Consider the following 23,513-nt stretch of genomic DNA (forward strand, 5'->3'; position numbering starts at 1 on the left):
TGGGTGCGTGCACCTCCCCGAGACTCCCTTCGACCTGACCGCCATCGGCTCCGGCCTCGTCTTCGCCGACGTCCTGGACGACCTCGCCCGCGCCCTCACCGCCGAGGACGCCGCCGCGGTCGTGCAGGCCCCGCCCGGCACCGGCAAGACCACCCTCGTCCCGCCGCTGGTCGCGAACCTCGCGGGTGGGCGCGTCATCGTCACCCAGCCCCGGAGGGTGGCCGCGCGCGCCGCCGCCCGTCGCCTCCACCAGCTCTGCCCCGACCTGCCGACGGGCGCCGTCGCGTTCAGCGTCCGCGGTGAGTCCACCACCCGTCCCAGCACGATCATCGAGTTCGTCACCCCCGGCATCCTCATCAACCGCCTCCTCGCGGACCCGGAGCTCACCGGTGTCAGCGCGGTGATCCTCGATGAGGTCCACGAACGCGCCCTCGACTCCGACCTCGCGCTCGCCATGCTGCTGGATGTGCGGGAGCTGCGCGGCGACATGCGCCTGCTGGCCCTCTCGGCCACGCTCGACGCCGCCCGCTTCTCCCGCCTCATGGACGGCGCACCCGTCATCGACTCGCCCACCGCCCTGCACCCCCTCACCGAACAGTGGGCGCCGCCGCCGGGGCCTCGGCTCGATGACCGCGGCGTCACACCGGCATTCCTCGAGCACGTCGCCGCGACCGCCGCCGACGCCCACCGCACCCATCCGGACAGCGATGTGCTGGTGTTCCTGCCCGGGGCACGGGAGGTCAGCCGCTGCGCCGACGGGATCCGCGACCGCCTCACCGACTCAGGCGTGGAGGTCCTCGAACTGCACGGGCAGGTGCCGCCTCGCGAGCAGGACCGCATCGTCTCCGGCGGTGACGCCCCCGGCCGCCGCATCATCGTCTCCACAGCCCTCGCGGAGTCCTCCCTCACCGTGCCCGGTGTGCGCGTGGTGGTGGACAGCGCCCTGGCACGGGAGCCGCGCCGCGACTCCCTGCGGCGCATGACCGGACTGGTGACGCTGACGGCATCCAAGGCGTCGATGACGCAGCGCGCCGGCCGCGCCGCACGGCTCGGCCCCGGCACCGTGATCCGCTGCTGCGACCCGTCGACCGCTGCGGGCGCCGCCCAGGCCGCCGCTGCGGAGGTCACCACGGCGGACCTCACCGGCGCGATGCTGACCGCCGCTTGCTGGGGCGCCCCGGGCGGGGAGGGACTGCGGATGCTCGAGCCGTTCAATCCGCGCGCCGCCGCCGATGCTCGCACTGACCTCACCGCCATCGGCGCGCTCACGGAGACCGGGCACGCCACGGAACTGGGCCGGATGCTCGCCGCCGTCCCCACCGATCCGCGCCTCGCCCGTGCCCTCCTCGACTCGGCGTCCGCGGGGGAGGGGGAGCTCGCCGCTGACGTCATCGCGCTGCTGGGGGCCGACGGGCGCCCCGCGTCCCTGGAAGCGGACCGCGCGCTCGCCGCCGCCCGCGGTGACAGGAAGCATCAGCGGGAAGCGGAGCGCCTGCGCCGCATCGCCGCGCGATCCGCAGGCACCGGCACAGGCTCAGGCTCAAGCTCGGGCTCAGGAACAGGCGGGGGTGCGGGTGCGTCGGGCACTGACCCGGACGCCGTCGGGCGGGTCATCGCTCGCGCCTTCCCGCTGAACATCGCCCGCCGCATGGTCGATGGGCCCGACGGAGCCGCATCCTTCCTCCTCGCCTCCGGCACCCGTGTGGGCGTGCCGGCCGGTCACCTCGCGACCCAGGAGTGGATCGTGGTGGCGCACTCCGGCCGGTCGCAGGCCCGCGCCGCCGCCGGAACCGGTGCGGTGGCGCGGCTCGCCGCCGCGATCTCGGAGGAGACGGCGCTGAGCATGGGAGAGCACCTGCTGGCCGACCGCGTCACCACCCGATTCACCGAGCAGGGTGCCCAGGCGCGGCGCATCCGCTCCCTCGGCGCCATCACCCTGTCCAGTGCACCGGCACGGCCGGAGGGGCCTGAGGCGCGCGCAGCCGTCATCGACGGGATCCGCGAGCAGGGACTGGGCGCATTCCGCTTCAGTGACGCCGCCCGCTCCCTGCGTGAACGGGTGCAGTTCCTCCACCGCACGCTGGGGGAGCCGTGGCCTGACCTGTCGGACGCAGCGATCATCGCCCGGCTCGACGACGTCGCGGCGCCGGAACTGGACCGCCTCGCGGGGATCGGCGGGAAACCGGTGCGCCCGTCGGCCATCGATATGCTGCCGATCCTGCAGCGCCTGCTGCCCTGGCCCGCCGCAGGCCGCCTGAGGGAGCTGGCGCCGGAGCGGCTGGAGGTGCCGTCGGGCTCCGCCATCCGGCTCACCTACCCGCCGCTGGAGGAAGCCGACGGGGCCGACGCGAGCGACGGGGCCGAGCATTCCGCCCCGGGCCGGGTCGTGGCGGAGGTGAAGCTGCAGGAGATGTTCGGGCTGGCTCAGTCACCGCGGATCGCGGACGGCGCGGCATCGATCCAGTTCCACCTGCTGTCGCCGGCGCGGCGGCCGCTGGCGGTGACCGATGACCTGGCGTCGTTCTGGGACGGTGCGTATGCACAGGTGAGGGCGGAGATGCGGGGGCGCTACCCGAAGCATCCGTGGCCGGAGGACCCGTGGAGTGCGGAGGCGACGGCGCGGACCAAGCGCCGCCCGCCCCGCTGAGGACCGCCCCGCTGAGGACCGCCCGGCTGTAGCGCGTCCCCTACGGGACGATCCGTTCGCCCTCCAGGTCGCGGGCGCTCGCGGCCCGGCTGCGGGCGGAGGCGCCGGAGGCGATCACGAAGCTCGCCAGCAGCCCCACGGAGAACACGGCGGAGCCGAGCAGGCACACCGCCCAGCCGAGCACGAACAGGATCCCCACCCAGGCGCTGGTGGCGCCGTAGAGGGACATGAGGTGGCCGTTCCACAGGGCGGCGGCTGCGATGATGCCGACGCCGACGGCGAGGATCCCGATCCCGGTGAGGATCGCGATCGTGCTGCTGCGGCCGCGGGGACGATCAGGCAAGGGGGACGGCGCCCTTCAGCGACGCGCTGTCCTGCACCGGCTCGGTGACGGTCCGCTTGATCAGGCGGCGCGCCTGATCCATCTTCCCGTACACGTTCCAGGTGAGGACTCCGCGCACCACCCCGTCCTTCAGGTAGTAGACGGCGGCGGTGTCGAGGTCGTCGTTCCCGGCGTCCACGACGGTCTGCAGCGACGAGTCGATCTCGCCGACCGCTTCGTACCCGTCCTCGAAGAGGTCGGACCAGAACATGGGGGTGCGGGTGTAGTTCACCTCGGCGCCGGTCATCGCCTTGCCGGCGGCCCTTCCCATCCGCTCCGCCTGATCGGCGTGCTCCACGCGGCGGACACCGAGCGCGGAGTCCTCGTAGGTGGCGATGTCGCCGGCGGCGAAGATGCTGTCATGGGAGGTGCGCAGGCCCGCGTCGACGCGGACGCCTTCCGTGGCCTCGTCGATGTGGAGACCGGCCCGCTTCGCCAGCCCCACGTTGGGGAACGCGCCGATGCCGATCACTGCGCCGTCACCGGCGACGGACTGACCGTCCTCCAGCTGCACGCGGACGCCGTCGGTGGTGTTCTCCACCGTCTCCACTCGGCCGGTGACGAGCTGCACGCCCGCCTTCTCGAAGCGCCGAGTGATCCGATCGGAGAGCTCAGCAGGCAGCATGTGGCCCAGCAGCGGCAGCGACGGCGTCACGAACGTGACCGCCACACCGTCCTGCTGCACGAGCGCGGCCGCCATCTCGGTGGCGATGTAGCCGCCGCCTGCGACCACGAGGTGCGCACCGGGCTTCGCGAGCTCCCGCACCCTGTCGTAGTCGCCTTCGGTGCGGAAGAACGCGATCCGGTCCGACGGCGCCATGCCGTTCTTCACCGGCGACATCCCGGTCGCCAGCAGCAGGGCGCCGTACTCGACCTCGGTGCCGTCCTTCAGCGTCAGCAGCTTGGCCGACGGGTCCAGGGACTCCACCCGGGTCTGCAGATGGACGAGGTCCTCATCGCCGGCGGGGACGAGGTGGTTGCCCTCAGCGGTCTCCTCGCCGTCCAGCCACAGGTCCTTGGAAAGGACGGGCCGGTAGATCGGCGGGTTCTTCTCGGCGCTGAACAGAGCACAGGTGGCGTCGGGGTCGAGTTCCCGCAGGCGCGCCAGGGCGTTTGCGCCGGCGATGCCGCCGCCGATGATGACGTAGTCGAACGACTGCCGCTCGGTCATGTCTCCTCCTCGCCGGGCGGCTCAGACAGCCGCCCCTGGGATTGGTCCTCTCCCCACGGTAGGCCCGCGCGCTGGGTGCGCGTTCAGCTTCACCGCCGGCCTCCCAGCGGAGGCTCGGACTCGGCGGGCGGCGGCACCCGTCGGCCCCCTCACTGCACAGCGAAGCGGCCCGCCCAGCGTGTGTGCTGGAGCGGGCCGCTTCTCTCGGAGCCCCCTGCCGGAATCGAACCGGCGACCTTTTCATTACGAGTGAAACGCTCTACCGACTGAGCTAAGGAGGCAACGCCTCCCTAATCTACACAGCGCCTCAACGGGTGGGCAAAGCGGTCGGGGGAACTGTCGCTCAGGTCACGAGCAGGTCAGGCCGTCCTGCGGCTTGGTGCCGTTGAGGAAGAACTCGTCCACCGCGTCCTCCACGCAGCCGCCGGAGGAGCCGTAGGCGGTATGGCCCCAGCCGTCGTAGGTGATGAGGGTGGAGTCAGCGAGCTGCTCATTGAGGCTCACCGACCACTCGTACGGGGTGGCGGGGTCGTTCTTCGTGCCGATCACCACGATCGGGCCGGCGCCCTCGGCGTCGATGGTGGCGGCCTGCCGGACCGGCTTCTGCGGCCAGGACCCGCAGATGGCTCCGGTGTAGGCCATCTGATCGCCGACGGCGGGGTACGCCTTCTTCAGGCGCTCGGACTCCTCATCCATCCACTTCTGGTCCGTCACGTACTGGCGGTCCAGGCAGTTGACGGCGTTGATCGACCAGGTGGAGTTGCCCTTGTAGGTGCCGTCCTGGTTCCGTTCGGTGGCGAAGTCCGCCAGCATCATCATGGTGGTGGCGTCGCCGTTCTTCATGGCCTGGTTGAGGCCGTTCTGCAGCGGCTGCCAGTTCTGCGTGTTGTACATCATCGAGATGATGGTGGTGCGTGCGAGGTTCGGGGTGAGGGAGCGGCCGTCGGGGCCCTTCAACGGCTTGTCCTCGAGGCTCGAGGCCCAGTCCATCATCTGCTGGGCGCCCTCTTCGGGGGTGCCGGTCAGCGGGCATTCGGAGCCGCTGTCCATGCAGAACTTCGCGAACTTCTCCAGGGAAGCCTGGAAGCCCCGCGCCTGCCCGGCGGCGATCTCGTCGCCGGTCAGCTGCGGGTCGAGCGCGCCGTCCAGCACGAAGTGGCCGGTGGTGTCCGGGAACAGTTCGGCGTAGGTGGCGCCGAGGAAGGTGCCGTAGGAGAAGCCGAGGTAGTCGAGTTTGTCCTCGCCGAGCGCCGCGCGGATCACGTCCATGTCGCGGGCGGAGGAGAAGGTGTCCATGTACGGCAGGATGTCGCCGGAGTTCTGGGCGCACTGATCGAACGCCTCCTTCATCTCCTTGGCCTGCCCCTCGACGTCATCGGGGTCGGAGGAGAAGTAGGTGCCGTCCATCCAGGCGTCCATCTTGTCATCGCCGATGCACCGAATGCCGTGGGAGTCGGCCACACCGCGCGGGTCGAAGCCGACGATGTCGAAGCTGCTGCGCAGGGTGTCGGTGACGACGTAATCACCGTAGCTGCCGACCATGTCGGCGCCGGACCCACCGGGCCCGCCCGGGTTGATGAGGATCGAGCCCTTCCTCTCACCATCGGCGGCGGCGCGCCGCGTCAGCTGCAGCTCGATGTCGCCCTTGGACGGGTCGGACCACTGCAGCGGGACCGTCACGGTCGCGCACTGCGCCTGCCGCCATTCGGGCTTCTCACAGCCCTTCCATTCGATCTTCTGCGAGTAGTACTTCGCGTAGGCCCCGTCGGTGCGGGGGTCGACCGTGAGCTTGAGGGCGTCGGAGTCGGTGGCGACGGGGGAGGCTCCGGTCAGCTGTGCCATGCCGTCGGTGCCGGGGCCGATCGGGGAGGCACCGTCGAGGCTGCGCGGCTCGTCGAGCTTCGCGTCGGTGATGCCGGGAGCGGTTCCGGGCTTGGTCGTGTCCGTGTCGCCGTCGCCGCTGAGGGAGGAGATGAACCCGCAGCCGGACAGCGCGAGCACGGCTGAGGCGATGAGGGCCGCGGCACTGCGGCGTCGGCGAGGCGAATGCACTGTCATGGTGTCCTTCGTATCCGGTGTCGTGCCTGCCATTGAACCACCCGAGCGGCCCGGAGGAGGCGTTCAGGCATCGACTGTCTGCCATGACGGGTACGACTTTGGGCCAGCGGTGGTCCTCGGAGCTGGCGGCGAGCAGTCACGGGCCGCCACACTGAGGTCGTGAACACCGACGCCCCCACCGCTTCCGCTCTGGATGACGCCGCCCTGCGCTTCGTGCGCTTCGTCCGTCCCCGCCTGGGCACGATCGTCATCTGCATCCTCTTCGCACTGGAAGTGCTGGCCATGCTTCTGGTCCTGCAGTTCCTCACCGTGACGTGGCGACAGGTGATGGGGTTCGTCATCTCCACGGTGTGCTTCGCGCTCCTCTTGACCCGGCACCGCACCTGGCGCTGGAGCCTGCCGCTGGTCATGCTGCTGAGCTTCGGCCGCTTCCCGTTCGCCCACATCGCGATGTACGGGTACGCGAAGCGCCAGCCCAGCCGGATGCGGACGGGCGCCTGGCTGGGCGGCACGATCACCGCGCACGTGGCGTGGAACGTCGGCTCCTACTTCCTGACGGGCGAACGCGAGCGGCTCATCAACGACCCGGAGTTCGCGAACGACCCCATCACCCCTACCTTCGAAGCGGTGATGATCACCTCCCTGGAGCTGATCGCCCTGCTGTCGCTCAGCCTGGCGATGGCGATCGGCATCTATGTCGCGATGCGGCGGGAGAGGACCGCGGCGATGGAGGATCGGCTTCGGATCGCGCAGGAGGGCCGCAGAGCCGCCGTGGAGCAGGCCCGGGCATCGGAGCGCACCCGCATCGCCCGGGAGATGCACGACATCGTGGCGCACAAGATCTCCCTGATCGCGCTGCAGGCCGGTGCGATGGAGGTGAACGATTCGCTCACGCGCGAACAGATGGCGGAGGGGACCGCGCTGATCCGGTCGACTGCATCGAACGCGCTCACGGAGCTGCGGCAGGTTCTCGGGGTTCTGCGGGACGAGGACACCAGCGCGCCCCTGACGCCGCAGCCGGCCTGGTCCGATGTCATCGGCCTGGTGGAGACCTCCAACAATGCCGGCGCCCGGATCGAACTCGACAACCGCCTCGGCGACGATGCGGTTGTGCCCGAGGCGGTGGCTCGCACCGCCTACCGGGTCCTGCAGGAATGCCTGACGAACGTCCACAAGCACGCGCTGAACCGCGCGGCACTGGTCGTGATCGGCCGGTGCCCGCTGGAGGGGGCCGACGGGTCCGAGGCCGCGGGGCAGCGCGCCCTGTGCATCGAGGTGCACAATCGGATCCCCGACCACCCGAACCATTCCCTCCCGGGTGCGAGGATGGGACTGGTCGGGATCGAGGAGCGGGTCAAGCAGGCCGGCGGCACGTTCCGTGTTCTCCCGTCGGCCCGTGGGGACTTCACCGTCCGCGCTGAGATCCCCTGGGGCGCCTGCCCCACCTCCTGACCCCGATCCGCCCGCCGCCCGCCCCGCCTTGCTGACGATCCGAGGAACGCTATGACCGCTTCTGATTCCGCACCCGCCGACCGCCCCACCCGGGTGGTCCTCATCGACGACGACTCCCTGGTCCGCGCCGGCCTCAGCATGATCCTCGGATCCGCCCCCACGATCACCGTGGTGGGGGAGGGGGCCGACGGGGCCGACGCCGTGGACCTGGTCAACCGCCACTACCCGGACGTGCTCCTGATGGACGTGCGGATGCCGAAGGTGGACGGCCTGACCGCGCTGCGCAGTGTGAAGGCGCTGCCGAAATCGCCGCGAGTCATTATGCTCACCACCTTCGACCTGGACGAGTACGTGTTCGCTGCCCTGGAGGCCGGGGCCGCGGGGTTCCTGCTGAAGGACACGCCGCCACGGGATCTGATCAGCGCGGTGGAGGTCGTGGCGCGCGGCGATGCGATGCTGTCGCCGGCGGTGACCCGCCGCATGCTGGAGCACTTCACGCACGCGAACCCCGCGCAGGCCGCGCCGGAGGTGCCGGGCCTGGACAAGCTGACGCAGCGGGAGACCGAGGTGCTCGCGAACGTGGGCGCCGGCTTCTCCAACGCGCAGATCGGACAGCGCCTGTTCATGAGTGAAGCAACGGTGAAAGCGCACATCTCGAAGATCTTCGCGAAGCTCGAATGCACCAACCGGGTGCAGATCGCGATCGTGGCGCACGAGGCGGGGCTGACGGTCGACCTCTGATACGGCCGGGCGTTCGCGGAGACATCGCTCACGCGCGACGGAATCCCAGGTTGGCCGCGGTGGCGCGGTGCCGCTATAGTCGGACCGGTACGCCCCGTTCGTCTAGCGGCCTAGGACACCTGCCTTTCACGCCGGCAACACGGGTTCGAATCCCGTACGGGGTACACAGAGCAGAAGCCGTCTTCTTCGGAAGGCGGCTTCTTCGCTTCTTCAGGGGCCCTCAGGCCAGGTGCACAGCGGTCGGCGGCTCCTCGCCCCGCTCGAACGCCAGCACCGCCTCATGCAGAGCGGCGGCGATGTCCACGGGCCGGGTCTGCGCCGAGATGTGCGGCGTGATGTGGATGCGCTCATCGCCCCACAGCCACGAGTCCTCATCCAGCGGCTCCGTCTCGAACACGTCCAGTACCGCCCCGCTCACTCGGCCCGCATCCAGTGCCCGGCGCAGCCCCGCCTCATCCAGGCTCACACCGCGGCCCACGTTGATCAGCAGCGCCTCGTCCAGGTGCGAGAACAGGTCATCGTTCAGGATCCCCGCTGTCTCCTCCGTGCCCGGCAGGGCGGAGACGACCACGCCGGCGCGCTCCAGCTCCGGATGGATCTGCCTGAGCGGTGCGGTGCGGGAGAACCCGTCGGCGTCCCGACCGGAGCGGTTCGCGCCCACCACTGCGATGCCGAGCGACTCCAGTGCTCGTGCGACCCCTGCGCCGATCGGGCCGGTGCCGAGGACCACCGCCCGCTCGGGCAGCGGGGCGGTGCGGCGCGGCTCCCACGTGCGGCGGTCCTGCGCACGCACATAGTGAGCGGTGTGCAGGCAGTGGTTGAGCACCCACGCCTGCGCGTACCGGCCCATCTGCTCGGGCATCGTGCCGATCGTGCGGGTGAGGACCTCGAAGCGGTCCGTGTACGGCGCGAAGGCGTCGAGACCGGCGCTCATCGTGTGCGCCCAGACGTAGCGGCCAGTGCCGTCCGGATCGGGGAACGGCCAGCCGGCGACGGAGTCCGCCCAGCTGAGGTCCTCAGCCGACGGCTCGGCTGCGTGGCGCAGCCGGATGGGCGTCCCCCAGGATTCGAGGTGCTCATGGACCCGCCGGGCGAAGCGTCCGGTCAGCAGGAGCCGCGTGGGGCGGATCGGGGCGCGGGTCTCAGGAGAGCTGGTGGTCATGGTCCTACCCTAGGTCGGGCCCACGAGGTGAACACCAAGTGAATGGAGGCAGTCATTTCCTGGACTGTGTCCAGAAAATGTTGCTACTGTTATCGCCATGACAGCATCCCTCACCGCCGCAGAGCGCGCCGGGACCGATTGGGTCCAGGCGCTGCGCGACGCTGGGCTGCGCGTCACTGCACCGCGCATCGCCGCACTCGAGGTCCTGGCCTCCAGCGCCCATGTGGACGCCGAGGTCATCGCCGCCGAGGTGCGGGCCAAGCTCGGGGCCGTCTCCAAGCAGGCCGTCTATGACGTTCTCGCAGCCCTGACCGACGCGGGACTGGCCCGCAAGGTCAGCCTCGACGGCCGCCGCGCACTGTACGAGCTCCACCGACACGACAACCACCACCACCTCGTGTGCCGCCGCTGCGGCCGCCTGGAGGACGTGCCGTGCGCCGTCGGTGAGGCTCCGTGCATCCCCGTCGCCGAGAGCGAGTCCCACGGATTCGCTGTCGACGAAGCCGAGGTGACCTACCGGGGCCTGTGTCCCGACTGCGCAGCTCGCTCCTGACCCACCGAACCGATCGTTCATCACAGATCCCCAAGGAGGAATGATGACCAGCTTCGATCCGAAGGCCAAGTCCACTACTGAGAACGGTGCTCCCCGCGAGTCCGACCGCTTCTCCCTCAGCGTCTCCCACGACGGCCCGCTGCTCCTGCACGACATCGCCCTCGTTGAGAAGCTCGCCCGCTTCGACCGCGAGCGCATCCCGGAGCGCAGCCCCCACGCCAAGGGCTCCGGCGCCTTCGGTGAGCTCGAGGTGACGGAGGACGTCTCGCAGTACACCAAGGCGGACCTGTTCCAGAAGGGTCGCAAGACCCCGATGCTGGCCCGCTTCTCCACCGTGGCCGGTGAGCTCGGCTCGCCCGACACCTGGCGCGACGTCCGCGGCTTCGCCCTCAAGTTCTACACGCAGGAGGGCAACTACGACATCACGGGCAACAACACCCCGGTGTTCTTCCTCCGCGACCCGATGAAGTTCCCCGACTTCATCCACTCGCAGAAGCGTCTGCCGGACTCCGGTCTGCGCTCGGCCACCATGCAGTGGGACTTCTGGACCCTCATGCCGGAGTCCGCTCACCAGGTCGCCTACCTGATGGGCCCGCGCGGTCTTCCGAAGACCTGGCGCCACATGAACGGCTACGGCTCGCACACCTACATGTGGGTCAACGAGTCCGGTGAGAAGTTCTGGGTGCGCTACCACTTCCACACGCAGCAGGGTGTGGAGTACCTGTCCAACGAGGAGGCCGAGCGCATCGCCGGTGAGGATGCCGATGCCCACCGCCGTGACCTCTTCGAGGCGATCGAGAGCGGCGACCACCCGAAGTGGGATGTGCACGTGCAGGTGATGCCGTACGAGGACGCGAAGACCTACCGCTTCAACCCGTTCGACCTCACCAAGACGATCTCCAAGAAGGACTACCCGCTGATCAAGGTGGGTCACTTCACGCTGAACCGCAACCCGAAGAACCACTTCGCGGAGATCGAGCAGGCGGCGTTCAGCCCGTCGAACCTGGTGCCGGGCATCGGCCTGTCGCCGGACAAGATGCTGCTGGGCCGTTCCTTCTCCTACCCGGATGCACAGCGCAACCGCCTGGGCACCAACTTCAACCAGCTGCCGGTGAACGCCCCGATCGTGCCGACCAACTCCTATGACAAGGAGGGTGCGATGCAGTTCCACCACAGCGGTGACGCTCCGGTGTACAGCCCGAACTCGTTCGGTCGCGCCTACCAGGAGGGCGAGGTCGTCTCAGAGACCGGCTGGGAGGCCGATGGCGAGATGATCCGCGCCGCGTACACCCTCCACGAGGAGGACAGCGACTTCGTGCAGCCGGGCATCCTGGTGCGCGAGGTGTTCTCCGAGGAGGAGCGCGAGGGCCTCATCGAGACCGTTGCCGGTGGTGTCGCCGACATCCCGGAGCCGGTCCTCAGCCGCGTGTTCGAGTACTGGAAGAACATCGACCAGGAGGTCGGTGAGCGCATCGAGGCGAAGGTCAAGGGCGCGTGAGCTTCTGAGCCGCGTGTCCCGCAGGGCCCACCCGTGACCGCCGGGTGACCGGTGGCCCGGGTGGGGGCCTGGGGAATGCACGACGACCCGTCCAGCATGATGCTGAGCGGGTCGTCTGCTGTCTGTTCGGGGACGTGAGGGTGCAGCGCTGGGAAGCTGTGCTGGGGCTCAGGCGACGAGGACGTCGCAGGGGGCGTCGAGCAGGATGTGCTGCACCGTGGAGCCCAGCAGGTGCGGCGCGAACTCGCGGTTGCGGCGCACCCCGATGGTGAGCGAGTCGGCGCCCTCCTCCTCCACCAGGCGGATCAGCGCGGTGGAGGTGGAGACGTCCTCCGGCACCTGCACGGTGCGCACCGCGACGGACAGGCCGGCCTCGGTGCCGCGGGCGCGGGCCGACTCCAGCTGGTCCGCAGTGGCGTGCCGGGGATCGGGGGAGGAGCCGCGCTGCAGGTTCGCGATCACGACGGACGAGCCGGAGCTCTCCGCCCAGGCGAGGGCCGCGCCCAGGGCGGCGTCGCCCTCAGCGGTGGGGATGTAGCCGACGACGATGCTCATCGACGCTCCTGTCCGGACAGTGCCTGAATCTCATCCATGATGCGCTCGGTCATAGCGCGGCGCCGGGCGGCCTCACTGGGGATCTCTTCGAGGTCGGAGAAGTCGATCGGCGCGCCGAAGGAGACGGAGAAGCGGTGCAGGCGCGGCAGGATCTGCCCCTTGTTCCACAGCTTCTCCGTGCCCTTCAGGCCGACGGGGACCACGGGCGCACCGGACCTCTGCGCCAGCCACGCTGCGCCCTGCTTGCCCTTGCCGAGCAGGCCGTCCTTCGACCGTGTCCCCTCGGGGTAGATCGCGAACACGTCCCCGCCCGTGAGGACCTCGAGGGCGGCCTCGAGGGAGCCGCGGGCGGACTTCAGGGTGCCTCGGTCCACGGGGACGGAGCCGATCGACTCGAAGAACCTCTGCTGGATGCGGGCCTTCAGGCCGGTGCGCTTCCAGTATTCGTCCTTGATGATGAAGCGGACCTTGCGGGTGGCGATCACGGCGATCACCAGGGAGTCGATGTTCGCCAGGTGGTTGGAGGCGAGCAGCACGGGCCCGCTGGTGGGGACGTTCTCGAGCCCGGCGATGCGGGGCCGCCAGAGGAGACGAACCACGGGGACGAGGAGCCGTCGGGCGTTTTCGTAGAACACGGGGCGCGCATCCTTTGCGGCGTGGGGGAGCGGGGACCTCTCTACTGTACGCCCGCATGGGCGGGACGGGGCGCCTGGGATGCGAGGCTTCCGCTGGGCGTGCGTTAATGTGGCGGGACATGCTGAGAGCGCGCACCCGTCGGCCCCGACTGCCGAGACCGGGGCGGTGCGGCGCCGGCCGACCCCGGGAGGACCAATGGCGGACAACATCCGCGTCGCTGTCGTGGGGCTGGGCTCGATGGCCCAGTCCGTGCACCTGCCCATGATCCTGCGCCGGCACGACCGGTTCGAGACCGTGGCGATCGTGGACATCTCCGAGCGCCGCCGTCAGGACGTGGGGGAGAAGTGGCGCCTCGGCGAGGACGCCCGCTTCGCGTCCGTCCAGGACCTGATGGCGGCGGTGCGCGCCCGCGACCTCGCCGTGGACGCCGTGGTGTACGCGGCCGACGGGGTCAAGGCCGACGACGTCCTCGCCATCATCAAGCGCGGCATCCACGTGCTGCTGGAGCCGCCCGTCGGCTACGGCGCCGAGGAGATCAACCGGATCGCGGAGTTCGAGCGGATGACCGGGCGGTCCCTCGTGACGGTGGCGAACGCGCAGGCGCATGACCAGGCGCTCGTGGAGATGGAGGACGACAACACCGCCCGCGACCTGCGGATCATCGAGTTCGAGACGCTGATGCCGGCGATGAACGCCCTCTACGGCAACCACCACGTGACGTCCGCGGCGTACGACCTGCCGTTCGAGGAGCGCACCCACCGCCGCGAAGCGATGGATGCGGCGCTGGAGGCTGCTGCCGGCCCGGGCGCGAACCAGCGGGACCGCGACCTGCTGCTCAAGGGCATCCTGTCGGGTCTGGCCGTGCAGCTCGGGGTGCTGCGCTCGGTGTACGGCGCGATGACCGAGCTGCACGCGGTTCGGCAGTGGCCCGAGACCGTCACCCCCGGGTCGTTCGAAGTGCTCGGCGCCCTGGAGGACGGCGCGCGGGTGCGGATGGTGTGGCACTATCTGCCGTTCGCGCCGCAGCTGCGGGATTCGATCCGGTTCGTCGGCGTGCGCCGCCAGGGCCGCGTGGACCTGCCGAACCCTGCTGACCTCGACGTGTGCGGCCGCTATTCGGTGACGCAGAAGACCAGCGGCAAGGTCGTCACCACCGAGATCGACTCGGAGCACTCGCCCGCGTACGCCATGTACGAGGCGTTCGCCGCGACGATCACGGAGGGGGCGGCGCCGCGCTGCACCGTGGAGGACGCGCTGCTGGACGCCGAGGTCGCGCGCACGCTCCTCGCCCAGATCGCGGAGGCCGACGGGCGCGACATCGACCACGACCCCGACGCTGACTCGGCGGACGACCCAGCGGACGGCCGGGCAGACGACCAGATTGGTGACGGAGCGGACGACGCCGCCGAACCGATGCCGGCAGTCGAGGACGTGCCCGAACCGATCGATGCCCCCGAGAACGCTGACGATTCTGCCCCCGCGGACGCGGCCCCTGAGGCGAGCGAGTCTCCTCGCGGGACCGAGAGCTGAGTGCTCCGTTCTCATCCCAGTGCGTGACACGCCCGGGCGCAGACGAGTTCTGCACCCGGGCGCTCTGCTTCCTGAGAGCTTTCCCACCGGTTCTCTGAACGAGATATCCACCGTCGTGACCGGCCCGCTCCGCTCGTCCACAGGGTTATCCACGGCCGGCCTGCGGGTTTGGGCGGGAGAGGCGCGGACTGTGCACACAGGGTCCACCTCCATCCACAATGCCTCCACACCACATCCATGTAATTCAGTACATCTAGTGGTCTGGCAAAGCCTCAGACACTAGGTGTAGTGTTGTCCCCGTTGGTCATCCACAAGGAGACCAGCCCCCTCAGCTCTTCCCGTCCCTCAGCGAAAGGCAGCTTGTCACCATGGAGATCACCGTCTACTCGAAGCCGATGTGCGTGCAGTGCGATGCGACCAAGCGCGCGTTCACCAAGGCCGGCGTTGCCTTCAACGTCGTCGACCTCACCGAGGACGCTGACGCCCTCGCCACGGTCAAGGCCCTCGGCTACCAGCAGGCGCCCGTCGTGATGACCTCGATCGATCACTGGGCCGGCTTCCGCCCCGACAAGATCAAGGCCACCGCCGCACAGATGGCGGACACCGCGGCGCATGCACGCGCAGTCTGACCCCGTCGGCCGGGCAGGCCGCACCCACCACATCGAGCAAGAAAGGGCAGGGAAGCGCGCAATGGGCAGCCTCGTGTACTTCTCGTCCGTCTCAGGCAACACCAAGAGGTTCGTCGACAAGCTCGACTACTCCGAGGACTCGGTCCATCGGATCCCTCTGCGACGCACGGAGGATCCTCTCGTGATGGAGGATGAGTTCGTGCTGGTCGTCCCCACCTACGGGGGCGGCACCGTCAAGGGCGCTGTTCCGAAACAGGTCATCACCTTTCTGAACGACAAGCGCAACCGCACTCTGATTCGCGGTGTCATCACGGGTGGCAACACCAACTTCGGCGAGGCCTACTGCAAGGCGGGAGACATCATCTCCGCCAAATGCCAGGTCCCGCACATGTATCGATTCGAGCTGTTCGGCACCCCGCAGGATGTCGACCAGGTGAAACAGGGATTGGAACGGTTTTGGCACAACTGACTGACATGCCGGCTCACGAGCACTCCAAGGCGCTCGACTACCACGCGCTCAACGCGATGCTGAATCTCTACGACTCCAACGGTCAGATTCAGTTCGACAAGGACCGGGAGGCGGCACGGGAGTACTTCCTGCAGCACGTCAACCCCAACACGGTCTTCTTCCACTCGCTCAGCGAGAAGCTCGAGTACCTCGTGGACAACGAGTACTACGAGAAGGAGGTGCTCGACCAGTACGACTTCTCGTTCATCGAGTCCCTCTCCGCCCAGGCCTACGCGCACAAGTTCCGCTTCAAGACCTTCCTCGGCGCCTTCAAGTACTACACCTCGTACACGCTGAAGACCTTCGACGGCAAGCGCTACCTCGAGCGCTTCGAGGACCGCGTCATGATGGTCGCGCTCACCCTCGCCCGCGGCGATGAGGAGCTCGCTCGCAGCATCGTCGATGAGATCCTCACCGGCCGCTTCCAGCCCGCCACCCCGACGTTCCTCAACGCCGGCAAGGCGCAGCGCGGCGAACTCGTCTCCTGCTTCCTCCTGCGCATGGAGGACAACATGGAGTCCATCGGCCGCGGCGTGAACTCCGCCCTGCAGCTGTCCAAGCGCGGCGGCGGTGTGGCCCTCCTGCTGAGCAACCTGCGCGAGTACGGCGCGCCCATCAAGCAGATCCAGAACCAGTCCTCGGGCGTCATCCCCGTGATGAAGCTGCTGGAGGACTCCTTCTCCTACGCCAACCAGCTCGGTGCCCGTCAGGGCGCCGGTGCGGTGTACCTGCACGCCCACCACCCGGACATCCTGCGCTTCCTCGACACCAAGCGCGAGAACGCCGACGAGAAGATCCGCATCAAGACCCTCTCCCTCGGCGTCGTGATCCCGGACATCACCTTCGAGCTCGCTCGTAACAACGAGCCGATGTACCTGTTCAGCCCGTACGACGTCGAACGCGTCTACGGAAAGCCGTTCGCCGACGTCAACATCTCCGAGCACTACCGCGAGATGGTCGATGATCACCGCATCGCCAAGAAGAAGATCAAGGCGCGCGAGTTCTTCCAGACCATCGCGGAGATCCAGTTCGAGTCCGGCTACCCCTACATCCTGTTCGAGGATGCGGCGAACCGTGCGAACCCGATCGCCGGCAAGATCACGCACTCCAACCTGTGCTCGGAGATCCTGCAGGTCTCGACTCCGTCGGAGATGAACACCGACCTCTCCTACTCGGAGCTCGGCCGCGACATCTCCTGCAATCTCGGCTCCCTCAACATCGCCTACGCGATGGACTCCGAGGACTTCGCCAAGACGATCGACACCTCGATCCGCGCCCTCACCGCGGTCTCGGACACCTCCGACATCGATTCGGTGCCGACCATCGCCAACGGCAACGCGAAGTCCCACGCCATCGGCCTCGGCCAGATGAACCTGCACGGCTACCTCGCCCGCGAGCACATCCACTACGGCAGCGAGGAGGGCCTGGACTTCACGAACATGTACTTCCTCACGGTGACCTACCACGCCATCAAGGCGTCGATGGGCATCGCGAAGGAGCGCGGTGAGAAGTTCTACGACTTCGAGAACTCGAAATACGCCTCCGGTGAGTTCTTCCAGAAGTACATCGAGAAGGAGTGGGCCCCGCAGACCGAGAAGGTCCGCTCCCTGTTCGAGAAGTCCAACGCGCATCTGCCCACGCAGGAGGACTGGAAGCAGCTCGCCGAGGATGTGAAGACCCACGGCATGTACAACGCGTACCTGCAGGCCGTTCCGCCGACGGGGTCGATCTCCTACATCAACCACTCCACCAGCTCGATCCACCCGATCGCGTCCAAGGTGGAGATCCGCAAGGAAGGCAAGATCGGCCGCGTCTACTACCCGGCTCCGTTCATGACGAACGAGAACCTTGAGTACTTCCAGGACGCGTACGAGATCGGCTACGAGAAGATCATCGACACCTACGCCGTTGCCACGCAGCACGTGGACCAGGGCCTGTCGCTGACCCTCTTCTTCCCGGACACCGCCACCACTCGTGATCTCAACCGCGCGCAGATCTACGCGTGGCGCAAGGGCATCAAGACCATCTACTACATCCGTCTGCGCCAGATGGCGCTCGAGGGCACCGAGATCGAGGGCTGCGTCAGCTGCATGCTGTGACGCCCGCCCTCCCTTGCTGCCGAAAGGACATCGCATGAACACCGATCATCTGAAGACCTCGGTGCAGGCCATCAACTGGAACCGCATCGACGACCCGAAGGACCAGGAGGTCTGGGACCGCCTCACCGGCAACTTCTGGCTGCCCGAGAAGGTCCCGGTCTCGAACGACATCCAGTCCTGGAACCGCCTCAACGAGTTCGAGCAGACCCTCACCATGCGGGTCTTCACCGGACTCACGCTCCTGGACACCGTGCAGGGAACCGTCGGCGCGATCTCCCTGATCCCCGACGCCGTCACCCCGCACGAGGAAGCCGTCTACACGAACATCGCGTTCATGGAGTCGGTGCACGCCAAGAGCTACTCGCAGATCTTCTCCACCCTCTGCTCCACCCCGCAGATCGATGACGCGTTCCGCTGGAGCGAGACCAACGAGAATCTGCAGAAGAAGGCGCAGATCATCATGTCCTACTACAAGGGCGATGATCCGGATAAGCGCAAGGTGGCCTCCACCCTGCTCGAGTCGTTCCTCTTCTACTCCGGCTTCTACCTGCCGATGTACTGGTCCAGCCGCGGCGAGCTCACCAACACCGCCGACATGATCCGCCTCATCATCCGCGACGAGGCAGTCCACGGCTACTACATCGGCTACAAGTTCCAGCGGTCCGTGGAGAAGCAGTCCGCTGAGCGCCAGGCCGAGCTGAAGGACTACACCTACAGCCTCCTCATGGACCTCTACGACAACGAAGAGGAGTACACCGAGGACCTGTACGACCCGGTCGGCTGGACCGAGGACGTCAAGATGTTCCTGCGGTACAACGCGAACAAGGCCCTGATGAACCTGGGCTACGACGCGCTGTTCACCCCGGACCAGACCGAGGTGAACCCCGCGATCCTCGCGTCCCTGTCGCCGAACGCCGACGAGAACCACGACTTCTTCTCCGGCTCCGGCTCCTCCTACGTCATCGGCAAGGCCGAAGAGACCGAGGACGACGACTGGGACTTCTGATCCCCGAAGATCCGCTCTGATCATCCGGCGCACGAGCCGCCGCGGCGTTGTGCCGGGTGACCAGGGACGAAGGCCGGGCCCCACGCAGCAGCGTGGAGCCCGGCCTCACTCCTTAACTGAACAGTTTTCCCAAAACGCTTGTCGCGTTGCTACCCCGTCTGTAAGGTTGCTCACTAAGCAACTCCTGTGGCTCAGGCCACAGAGGAGCTTCAGTCGAGAACTGTCTCAGAAAGGTCCAATCATGAAGCGCATGGGCGTTGACGTCGGCGGAACATTCACCGACCTCTACTTCAGCGAAGACTCCACCCGACGCGTGGTGATCGAAAAGGTCCCCTCCACCCCTGACGATCCCTCCCGCGCCGTCATCAACGGGCTCCAGCGCCTGTCCGAGAAGGCCGGCGTGGACCTCAGCGAAATCGACCAGCTGGTGCACGGCACCACGGTGGCCACGAACATCGCGCTCACCCACAAGGGCGCCAAGGTGGGCATGATCACCACCGAAGGCTTCCGCGACATCCTCCACATCGCCCGCCACAAGAAGCCGTACAACTTCTCCCTCCAGCAGAACCTGCCGTGGCAGGAGTACCCGCTGGTCAAGCGCCGCTACCGCCTCACCGTCAAAGAGCGCCTATCCGCTCCGAACGGCGATGTGCTGATCCCGCTGGATGAGGACTCCGTCCGCGCCAAAGCCCGCGAGCTGAAGGCAGCCGGAGTGAAGTCCGTGGCGATCTGCTTCCTGCACTCCTACCTCAACCCGGTGCACGAGCTGCGCGCCAAGGAGATCGTGCTCGAGGAGTTCCCGGAGGCGTTCGTCTCCACCTCGCACGAAGTGGTGCCGCTCTACCGCGAGTTCGAGCGCTTCTCCACCACCGCCCTCAACGCCTTCGTGGGCCCGAAGGTCTCCAAGTACCTCAAGCGCCTCAACAAGGCCGTCACCGAAATGGGCTACAAGCGCGAAATGCTGCTCATGCAGTCCAACGGCGGCATGGTGCCGATCATGAAAGCTGCCGAGCAGCCGGTGAATCTGCTCATGTCCGGCCCCGTCGGCGGCCTCATCGGCGGCATCTGGTCCGCCAAGAAGTCCGGCTTCGAGAACGTGGTCACCCTCGACATCGGCGGCACCTCCGCTGACATCGGCGTGGCGCACAAGGGCCAGATGCGCATGCGCCACCTGCTGGACACCAAGGTGGGCGCCTACCAGGCGATGGTTCCGATGGTCGATATCGACACCATCGGCGCCGGCGGAGGCTCCATCGCGTTCGTCGATGACGGCGGCGTGTTCCGCGTGGGCCCGCAGTCCGCAGGCGCCACCCCCGGCCCCGCCTGCTACGGCCACGGCGGCGAAGAGCCCACCTCCACCGACGCGCAGCTGCTGCTCGGCCGGATGCGCGCCAAGCGCATGCTCGCCGGTGACGAGATGGAGCTGGACATCGACGCATCCCGCAAGGCGATGGAGCCGGTGGCAGAGACCCTGGATATGTCCATCGAAGAGGCCGCCATGGGTGCCCTGCAGATCCAGAAGTTCGGCATGACCCAGGCGATCGAGCAGAACTCGGTGCGCCGCGGCTATGACCCGCGTGACTTCACCCTCGTGGCCGGCGGCGGCGCCGGCGCCCTGTTCGCCTGCGAGATCGCAGCCGAGCTGGACATTCCGAAGGTGCTGATCCCCGCTCACCCGGGCATCATCGCCGCCACCGGCCTGCTCGCCTCGGACCAGAAGTACGAGTTCATGAGCACTGCCCGCTTCACCTTCCCCGATGAGTCGTTCAAGACCTCGCAGCTCGACGAACTGTTCGCCGATCTTGAGAAGCAGGCCGCCGACCAGCTCGATGACGACGGCGTCAGTGAGGACCGCCGCACCCTCGAGCGCCTCGCCGATGCCCGCTATGTGGGTCAGGGCTACGAGGTGCGGGTGAGCGTCCCCGAGCTGAAGGGCAGCTCCGAGAACTGGCAGAAGGCCATGATCGCCGCGTTCCACGAAGCGCACGACGCCGAGTACGGGCACCGCTTCGAGGAGGGCCATGTGGAGATCGTCAACATCCGCGTGGTCGCCCACGGCCGCATCGACGACCTGCCCGCCCCGAAGAACGAGGCGACCGGCACCGACCTCACCTCCGCGGAAGTGGCGCGCCAGGAGACCTTCTTCGACGTCGACGGCAAACCGCAGGGCATGCAGACCCCGTTCTACGACCGCGAGAAGCTGAACGTCGGCATGCGGATCGACGGCCCCGCCGTCATCGAGCAGTACGACGCCACCGTGGTGATCCCGCCGAAGTTCATCGCCGAGATCGACGACGCCAACAACATCGTCATCTCCACCCCGCTGCACGAGGGCAAGAGCGACGCCGAACTGGCCGAGCCGATCCTGATGCGCGTCATCGGCGGTGCTTTCACTGCGGCGGCGAAGGAGATGGCGTCGGTTCTGTTCCGCATGTCGTACTCCTCCATCATCCGCGAATCCGAGGACCTCGGCGCCGGCATCTTCGACAACGACGGCAACACCCTCGCCGAATCGGACTCCACCCCGATGTTCATGGGAGCCATGCCGAAGATCGTCAAGGCGATCATCCGCCTCGCCGGCGACGACATCAACGAGGGCGACATCTTCATGCACAACGACCCGTACGAGGGGAACACCCACTCGCCGGACGTCGCCATCATCACCCCGATCTTCCATGACGGGAAGCGCATCGGCTTCGCCGGTGCCTCCGGTCAGCTGCTGGACATCGGCGGCGCCTACCCGGGCCTGGCCGTGGACCTGGTCGACAATCAGGCCGAGGGACAGATCTTCCGGGCACTGAAGATCCAGGACCGGGGAGTGCGCCAGGAGGTGCTGCTGAAGCAGATCTTCTCCAACACGCGCACACCGACGCAGAACGAGGGCGACATCGAAGCGATGATCGCCGCCTGCACCCTCGCTTCCAACCGGGTCCTGGAACTCGTGGAGCGCTACGGCGTGGAGGCCGTGGACCGCGCCGGCCACCACTGGCTCACCTACTCCGAAGCGATGCTGCGCCAGGAGATCGCGAAGATCCCCGACGGTGTCTACGAGGCGCCGATGGGGTACCTGGACGACGACGGCAAGAACTACGGCCGGAAGCTGCCGCTGAAGGTGACCGTGGAAATCCGCGGAGACGAGATCATCTACGACCTCACCGGTTCCGCGGCCCAGGTGGAGACCTCCTACAACTGTCCGTTCGAGGGCACCACGGTCTCAGCGTTCAGTTTCATCACCCGCATGATCTTCCTCGATGAGGCGGCGCACCCGGTGTTCGTGCCACAGAACGAGGGCATCCTGCGTCCGATCACGGTGATCGCGCCAGAAGGGTCGATCTTCAACCCGAGCTACCCGGCTGCGTGCGGCGCCCGCTTCGGCCAGGTGCAGCGCGTGGTGGACCTCGCCCTCGAAGCGCTCGCCCCGGTCATCCCCGAGAAGGTCACTGCCGGCAACTCCGCCCACATCCACTTCATGTCCTACTCCGGCTGGGACGAGAAACAGGGGGAGTACTGGGTGTACCTCGAGGTCAACGAGGGCTCCTACGGCGCCCGACCCGACGGGGACGGCCTCGACTCGGTCGACAACCTCATCGCCAACACCCGCAACAACCCGATCGAGGAGCTGGAGTTCCGCTTCCCGATGCGGACCGACCGGTACGAGCTGCGGGCGGACGTCCCGGCTGCGCCCGGCAAGCACCGCGGCGGCATCGGGGTGGTGCGCGAGAACCACTTCCTCGGTGACACGGTGATCACCGCGGAGGCGGACCGCCAGGAGTCGGATGCTCCGTGGGGTGTGTTCGGCGGCCATGACGGTGCGAACGCGAAGCTCACGAAGAACCCGGGCCGCGAAGGGGAGGAGTCGCTGCCGTCGAAGGTCACGGCCAAGATGTTCCGTGCGGGTGACTCCCTGGAGATCACCGTCCCCTCCGGCGGCGGCTACGGCGACCCGATCGAGCGCACGCCGAAGGCCGTGCTCAACGACGTCCTCGACGGCTTCACCACGGAGGAGCAGGCCCGCGACGTGTACGGAGTGGTGCTGGACGTGCAGGCCGGCAAGGTCGACAAGGACGCGACGAAGGAGCTGCGCCGCACCATGGCGGCCGACGGGGCCCGCAAACCGGTGAGGCAGGAGCTGGTCGTGGATGAGGAGCACCTCGCCGCGACCATCTGACACCTCTGGTCGAGGTGCATCAGCCTCCGAGGCAGGAGCCCCTCCACAAACGTGGAGGGGCTCCTGCCGTCTTTGTGTCCGTTACCGCCGGCATGAGCGCAAGGCGCTTGTGTGTATCACGGGAGAATTTCAAAGGACATTTCGGACCTTTTATTCTCGGTGGGGCGTCTCTCAGGTCGAGATGATGGCGCTCTGCAGGCCGTTGTCCAGGGGAAACGCGGCGCCGGGCCCCGGGAAAAGCTGAGTGGGCGAGACGTGCTTCGGATGCGATGGGTGCGTCGCTGAAATCGACACATTTGACCGATGGTCACGGTTTGATATAATTCAAGAGTCAATCGGTTTCCCTTCCCTCTAAAGGAGAACATCATGGGCCTTCTGTGGGCAATCATTTCCTGGATCATCATCGGTGCCATCATCGGCCTCATCGCCCGTGCGATCATGCCGGGTCGTCAGGCCATGGGCCTGGGCGCCACCATCGTCCTCGGCGTCGTCGGCGCCATCGTCGGCGGTTTCATCGGCGGCCTCTTTGGCGGCAACGGCGTTGCCGGCATCATCAACAACCCGTGGAGCATCGGCACGATCATCCTCGCCGTCATCGGCGCGCTGATCGTCATGTTCGTCTACGGTCTGATCACCAAGAACTCCGCTGGCGACCGCAACACCGCCCGCTGATCACCGTGATCTGACCAGCCGCACCCCCTGCGGCGGTTGAGCACCA

General features: G+C 67.7%; 18 protein-coding genes and 2 tRNA genes. 13 read left to right on the forward strand and 7 right to left on the reverse strand.

Annotation, left to right across the window (positions count from 1 at the left end):
* The first annotated feature begins 7 nt into the window (after nucleotides 1-7).
* The gene (hrpB, locus tag MHY20_RS06545; RefSeq protein WP_239375739.1) at nucleotides 8-2,647 is read left to right on the forward strand and encodes an ATP-dependent helicase HrpB; all 2,640 of its coding nucleotides are present in this window, start codon (nucleotides 8-10) and stop codon (nucleotides 2,645-2,647) included.
* Between the two features lie 40 nt (nucleotides 2,648-2,687).
* Here the strand turns inward: hrpB and MHY20_RS06550 are convergent, their stop codons facing one another.
* The 4 genes from MHY20_RS06550 to MHY20_RS06565 form a co-directional block, all read right to left on the reverse strand.
* Entirely contained in the window at nucleotides 2,688-2,990 is a 303-nt protein-coding gene (locus tag MHY20_RS06550) for a hypothetical protein (RefSeq protein WP_239375742.1), read from the reverse strand.
* Nucleotides 2,983-4,200 (reverse strand): FAD/NAD(P)-binding oxidoreductase, encoded by a 1,218-nt coding sequence (locus MHY20_RS06555; RefSeq protein ID WP_239375744.1) that lies wholly within the window; start codon nucleotides 4,198-4,200, stop codon nucleotides 2,983-2,985. Before MHY20_RS06555 ends, MHY20_RS06550 begins: the two co-directional genes overlap by 8 nt.
* Nucleotides 4,201-4,408: 208 nt before the next feature.
* Nucleotides 4,409-4,481, reverse strand: a tRNA-Thr gene (locus tag MHY20_RS06560).
* Nucleotides 4,482-4,548: 67 nt separating this feature from the next.
* Nucleotides 4,549-6,291 carry an alpha/beta hydrolase gene (locus MHY20_RS06565; protein ID WP_239375746.1) on the reverse strand — a complete coding sequence of 581 codons (1,743 nt, stop codon included), beginning with the start codon at nucleotides 6,289-6,291 and terminating at the stop codon, nucleotides 4,549-4,551.
* A 126-nt stretch (nucleotides 6,292-6,417) separates the two neighbouring features.
* Between MHY20_RS06565 and MHY20_RS11755 the strand changes: the two genes are divergently transcribed.
* The 3 genes from MHY20_RS11755 to MHY20_RS06580 all read left to right on the forward strand — a co-directional run bounded on the left by MHY20_RS11755 (nucleotide 6,418) and on the right by MHY20_RS06580 (nucleotide 8,615).
* Nucleotides 6,418-7,710 carry a histidine kinase gene (locus tag MHY20_RS11755; RefSeq protein WP_239375748.1) on the forward strand — a complete coding sequence of 431 codons (1,293 nt, stop codon included), beginning with the start codon at nucleotides 6,418-6,420 and terminating at the stop codon, nucleotides 7,708-7,710.
* Nucleotides 7,711-7,761: 51 nt separating this feature from the next.
* Nucleotides 7,762-8,451, forward strand: a complete 690-nt coding sequence (locus MHY20_RS06575) for a response regulator transcription factor (RefSeq protein ID WP_239375750.1) — start codon at nucleotides 7,762-7,764, stop codon at nucleotides 8,449-8,451.
* A 91-nt stretch (nucleotides 8,452-8,542) separates the two neighbouring features.
* Nucleotides 8,543-8,615, forward strand: a tRNA-Glu gene (locus MHY20_RS06580).
* A gap of 56 nt (nucleotides 8,616-8,671) precedes the next feature.
* Here MHY20_RS06580 and MHY20_RS06585 read toward each other — a convergent pair.
* Nucleotides 8,672-9,613, reverse strand: coding sequence for an NAD(P)-dependent oxidoreductase (locus tag MHY20_RS06585; RefSeq protein ID WP_239375752.1), 942 nt, complete (start codon nucleotides 9,611-9,613; stop codon nucleotides 8,672-8,674).
* Nucleotides 9,614-9,710: 97 nt separating this feature from the next.
* On the opposite strand from MHY20_RS06585, the gene MHY20_RS06590 reads away from it, so the two are divergent.
* Together MHY20_RS06590 and MHY20_RS06595 are read left to right on the forward strand one after the other, a co-directional pair.
* On the forward strand, nucleotides 9,711-10,166 hold the full coding sequence (locus tag MHY20_RS06590; protein ID WP_239375754.1) for a Fur family transcriptional regulator: 456 nt from the start codon (nucleotides 9,711-9,713) through the stop codon (nucleotides 10,164-10,166).
* Between the two features lie 43 nt (nucleotides 10,167-10,209).
* A complete protein-coding gene (locus MHY20_RS06595; protein ID WP_239375756.1) occupies nucleotides 10,210-11,664 on the forward strand; it encodes a catalase in 1,455 nt (484 codons plus the stop codon).
* A 168-nt stretch (nucleotides 11,665-11,832) separates the two neighbouring features.
* Here MHY20_RS06595 and MHY20_RS06600 read toward each other — a convergent pair whose 3' ends face one another.
* Nucleotides 11,833-12,219 (reverse strand): universal stress protein, encoded by a 387-nt coding sequence (locus MHY20_RS06600; RefSeq protein WP_239375758.1) that lies wholly within the window; start codon nucleotides 12,217-12,219, stop codon nucleotides 11,833-11,835.
* Nucleotides 12,216-12,854: a lysophospholipid acyltransferase family protein gene (locus tag MHY20_RS06605; protein ID WP_239375760.1), complete on the reverse strand. Its 639-nt coding sequence runs from the start codon at nucleotides 12,852-12,854 to the stop codon at nucleotides 12,216-12,218. The genes MHY20_RS06600 and MHY20_RS06605 overlap by 4 nt, the downstream gene beginning before the upstream one ends.
* Nucleotides 12,855-13,050: 196 nt before the next feature.
* On the opposite strand from MHY20_RS06605, the gene MHY20_RS06610 reads away from it, so the two are divergent.
* The 7 genes from MHY20_RS06610 (at nucleotide 13,051) to MHY20_RS06640 (ending at nucleotide 23,467) form a co-directional block, all read left to right on the forward strand.
* Complete coding sequence (locus MHY20_RS06610) at nucleotides 13,051-14,385, forward strand: Gfo/Idh/MocA family oxidoreductase (RefSeq protein WP_239375762.1); 1,335 nt, start codon at nucleotides 13,051-13,053, stop codon at nucleotides 14,383-14,385.
* A 368-nt stretch (nucleotides 14,386-14,753) separates the two neighbouring features.
* Entirely contained in the window at nucleotides 14,754-15,014 is a 261-nt protein-coding gene (gene nrdH / locus MHY20_RS06615) for a glutaredoxin-like protein NrdH (protein ID WP_239375764.1), read from the forward strand.
* Nucleotides 15,015-15,075: 61 nt separating this feature from the next.
* On the forward strand, nucleotides 15,076-15,483 hold the full coding sequence (gene nrdI / locus MHY20_RS06620; RefSeq protein ID WP_183377190.1) for a class Ib ribonucleoside-diphosphate reductase assembly flavoprotein NrdI: 408 nt from the start codon (nucleotides 15,076-15,078) through the stop codon (nucleotides 15,481-15,483).
* A 5-nt stretch (nucleotides 15,484-15,488) separates the two neighbouring features.
* Complete coding sequence (gene nrdE, locus MHY20_RS06625; protein ID WP_239375766.1) at nucleotides 15,489-17,621, forward strand: class 1b ribonucleoside-diphosphate reductase subunit alpha; 2,133 nt, start codon at nucleotides 15,489-15,491, stop codon at nucleotides 17,619-17,621.
* Between the two features lie 34 nt (nucleotides 17,622-17,655).
* Nucleotides 17,656-18,627 (forward strand): class 1b ribonucleoside-diphosphate reductase subunit beta, encoded by a 972-nt coding sequence (gene nrdF / locus MHY20_RS06630; RefSeq protein WP_239375768.1) that lies wholly within the window; start codon nucleotides 17,656-17,658, stop codon nucleotides 18,625-18,627.
* Nucleotides 18,628-18,877: 250 nt separating this feature from the next.
* Nucleotides 18,878-22,795 carry a hydantoinase B/oxoprolinase family protein gene (locus MHY20_RS06635; protein WP_239375770.1) on the forward strand — a complete coding sequence of 1,306 codons (3,918 nt, stop codon included), beginning with the start codon at nucleotides 18,878-18,880 and terminating at the stop codon, nucleotides 22,793-22,795.
* A 366-nt stretch (nucleotides 22,796-23,161) separates the two neighbouring features.
* Nucleotides 23,162-23,467: a GlsB/YeaQ/YmgE family stress response membrane protein gene (locus MHY20_RS06640; protein ID WP_183377186.1), complete on the forward strand. Its 306-nt coding sequence runs from the start codon at nucleotides 23,162-23,164 to the stop codon at nucleotides 23,465-23,467.
* Nucleotides 23,468-23,513 lie beyond the last annotated feature (46 nt).

It is taken from the genome of Helcobacillus sp. ACRRO, assembly GCF_022347125.1.
Lineage (GTDB): Bacteria > Actinomycetota > Actinomycetes > Actinomycetales > Dermabacteraceae > Helcobacillus > Helcobacillus massiliensis.

What these genes read in the sequence shown, in the direction of transcription:
- MHY20_RS06555 (WP_239375744.1), bottom strand. Translation starts at nt 4,200, where the DNA reads ATGACCGAGCGGCAGTCGTTCGACTACGTCATCATCGGCGGCGGCATC.
- MHY20_RS06565 (WP_239375746.1), bottom strand. Translation starts at nt 6,291, where the DNA reads ATGGCAGGCACGACACCGGATACGAAGGACACCATGACAGTGCATTCG.
- MHY20_RS06575 (WP_239375750.1), top strand. Translation starts at nt 7,762, where the DNA reads ATGACCGCTTCTGATTCCGCACCCGCCGACCGCCCCACCCGGGTGGTC.
- MHY20_RS06585 (WP_239375752.1), bottom strand. Translation starts at nt 9,613, where the DNA reads ATGACCACCAGCTCTCCTGAGACCCGCGCCCCGATCCGCCCCACGCGG.
- MHY20_RS06590 (WP_239375754.1), top strand. Translation starts at nt 9,711, where the DNA reads ATGACAGCATCCCTCACCGCCGCAGAGCGCGCCGGGACCGATTGGGTC.
- MHY20_RS06595 (WP_239375756.1), top strand. Translation starts at nt 10,210, where the DNA reads ATGACCAGCTTCGATCCGAAGGCCAAGTCCACTACTGAGAACGGTGCT.
- MHY20_RS06600 (WP_239375758.1), bottom strand. Translation starts at nt 12,219, where the DNA reads ATGAGCATCGTCGTCGGCTACATCCCCACCGCTGAGGGCGACGCCGCC.
- MHY20_RS06610 (WP_239375762.1), top strand. Translation starts at nt 13,051, where the DNA reads ATGGCGGACAACATCCGCGTCGCTGTCGTGGGGCTGGGCTCGATGGCC.
- nrdH (WP_239375764.1), top strand. Translation starts at nt 14,754, where the DNA reads ATGGAGATCACCGTCTACTCGAAGCCGATGTGCGTGCAGTGCGATGCG.
- nrdI (WP_183377190.1), top strand. Translation starts at nt 15,076, where the DNA reads ATGGGCAGCCTCGTGTACTTCTCGTCCGTCTCAGGCAACACCAAGAGG.
- nrdE (WP_239375766.1), top strand. Translation starts at nt 15,489, where the DNA reads ATGCCGGCTCACGAGCACTCCAAGGCGCTCGACTACCACGCGCTCAAC.
- nrdF (WP_239375768.1), top strand. Translation starts at nt 17,656, where the DNA reads ATGAACACCGATCATCTGAAGACCTCGGTGCAGGCCATCAACTGGAAC.
- MHY20_RS06635 (WP_239375770.1), top strand. Translation starts at nt 18,878, where the DNA reads ATGGGCGTTGACGTCGGCGGAACATTCACCGACCTCTACTTCAGCGAA.
- MHY20_RS06640 (WP_183377186.1), top strand. Translation starts at nt 23,162, where the DNA reads ATGGGCCTTCTGTGGGCAATCATTTCCTGGATCATCATCGGTGCCATC.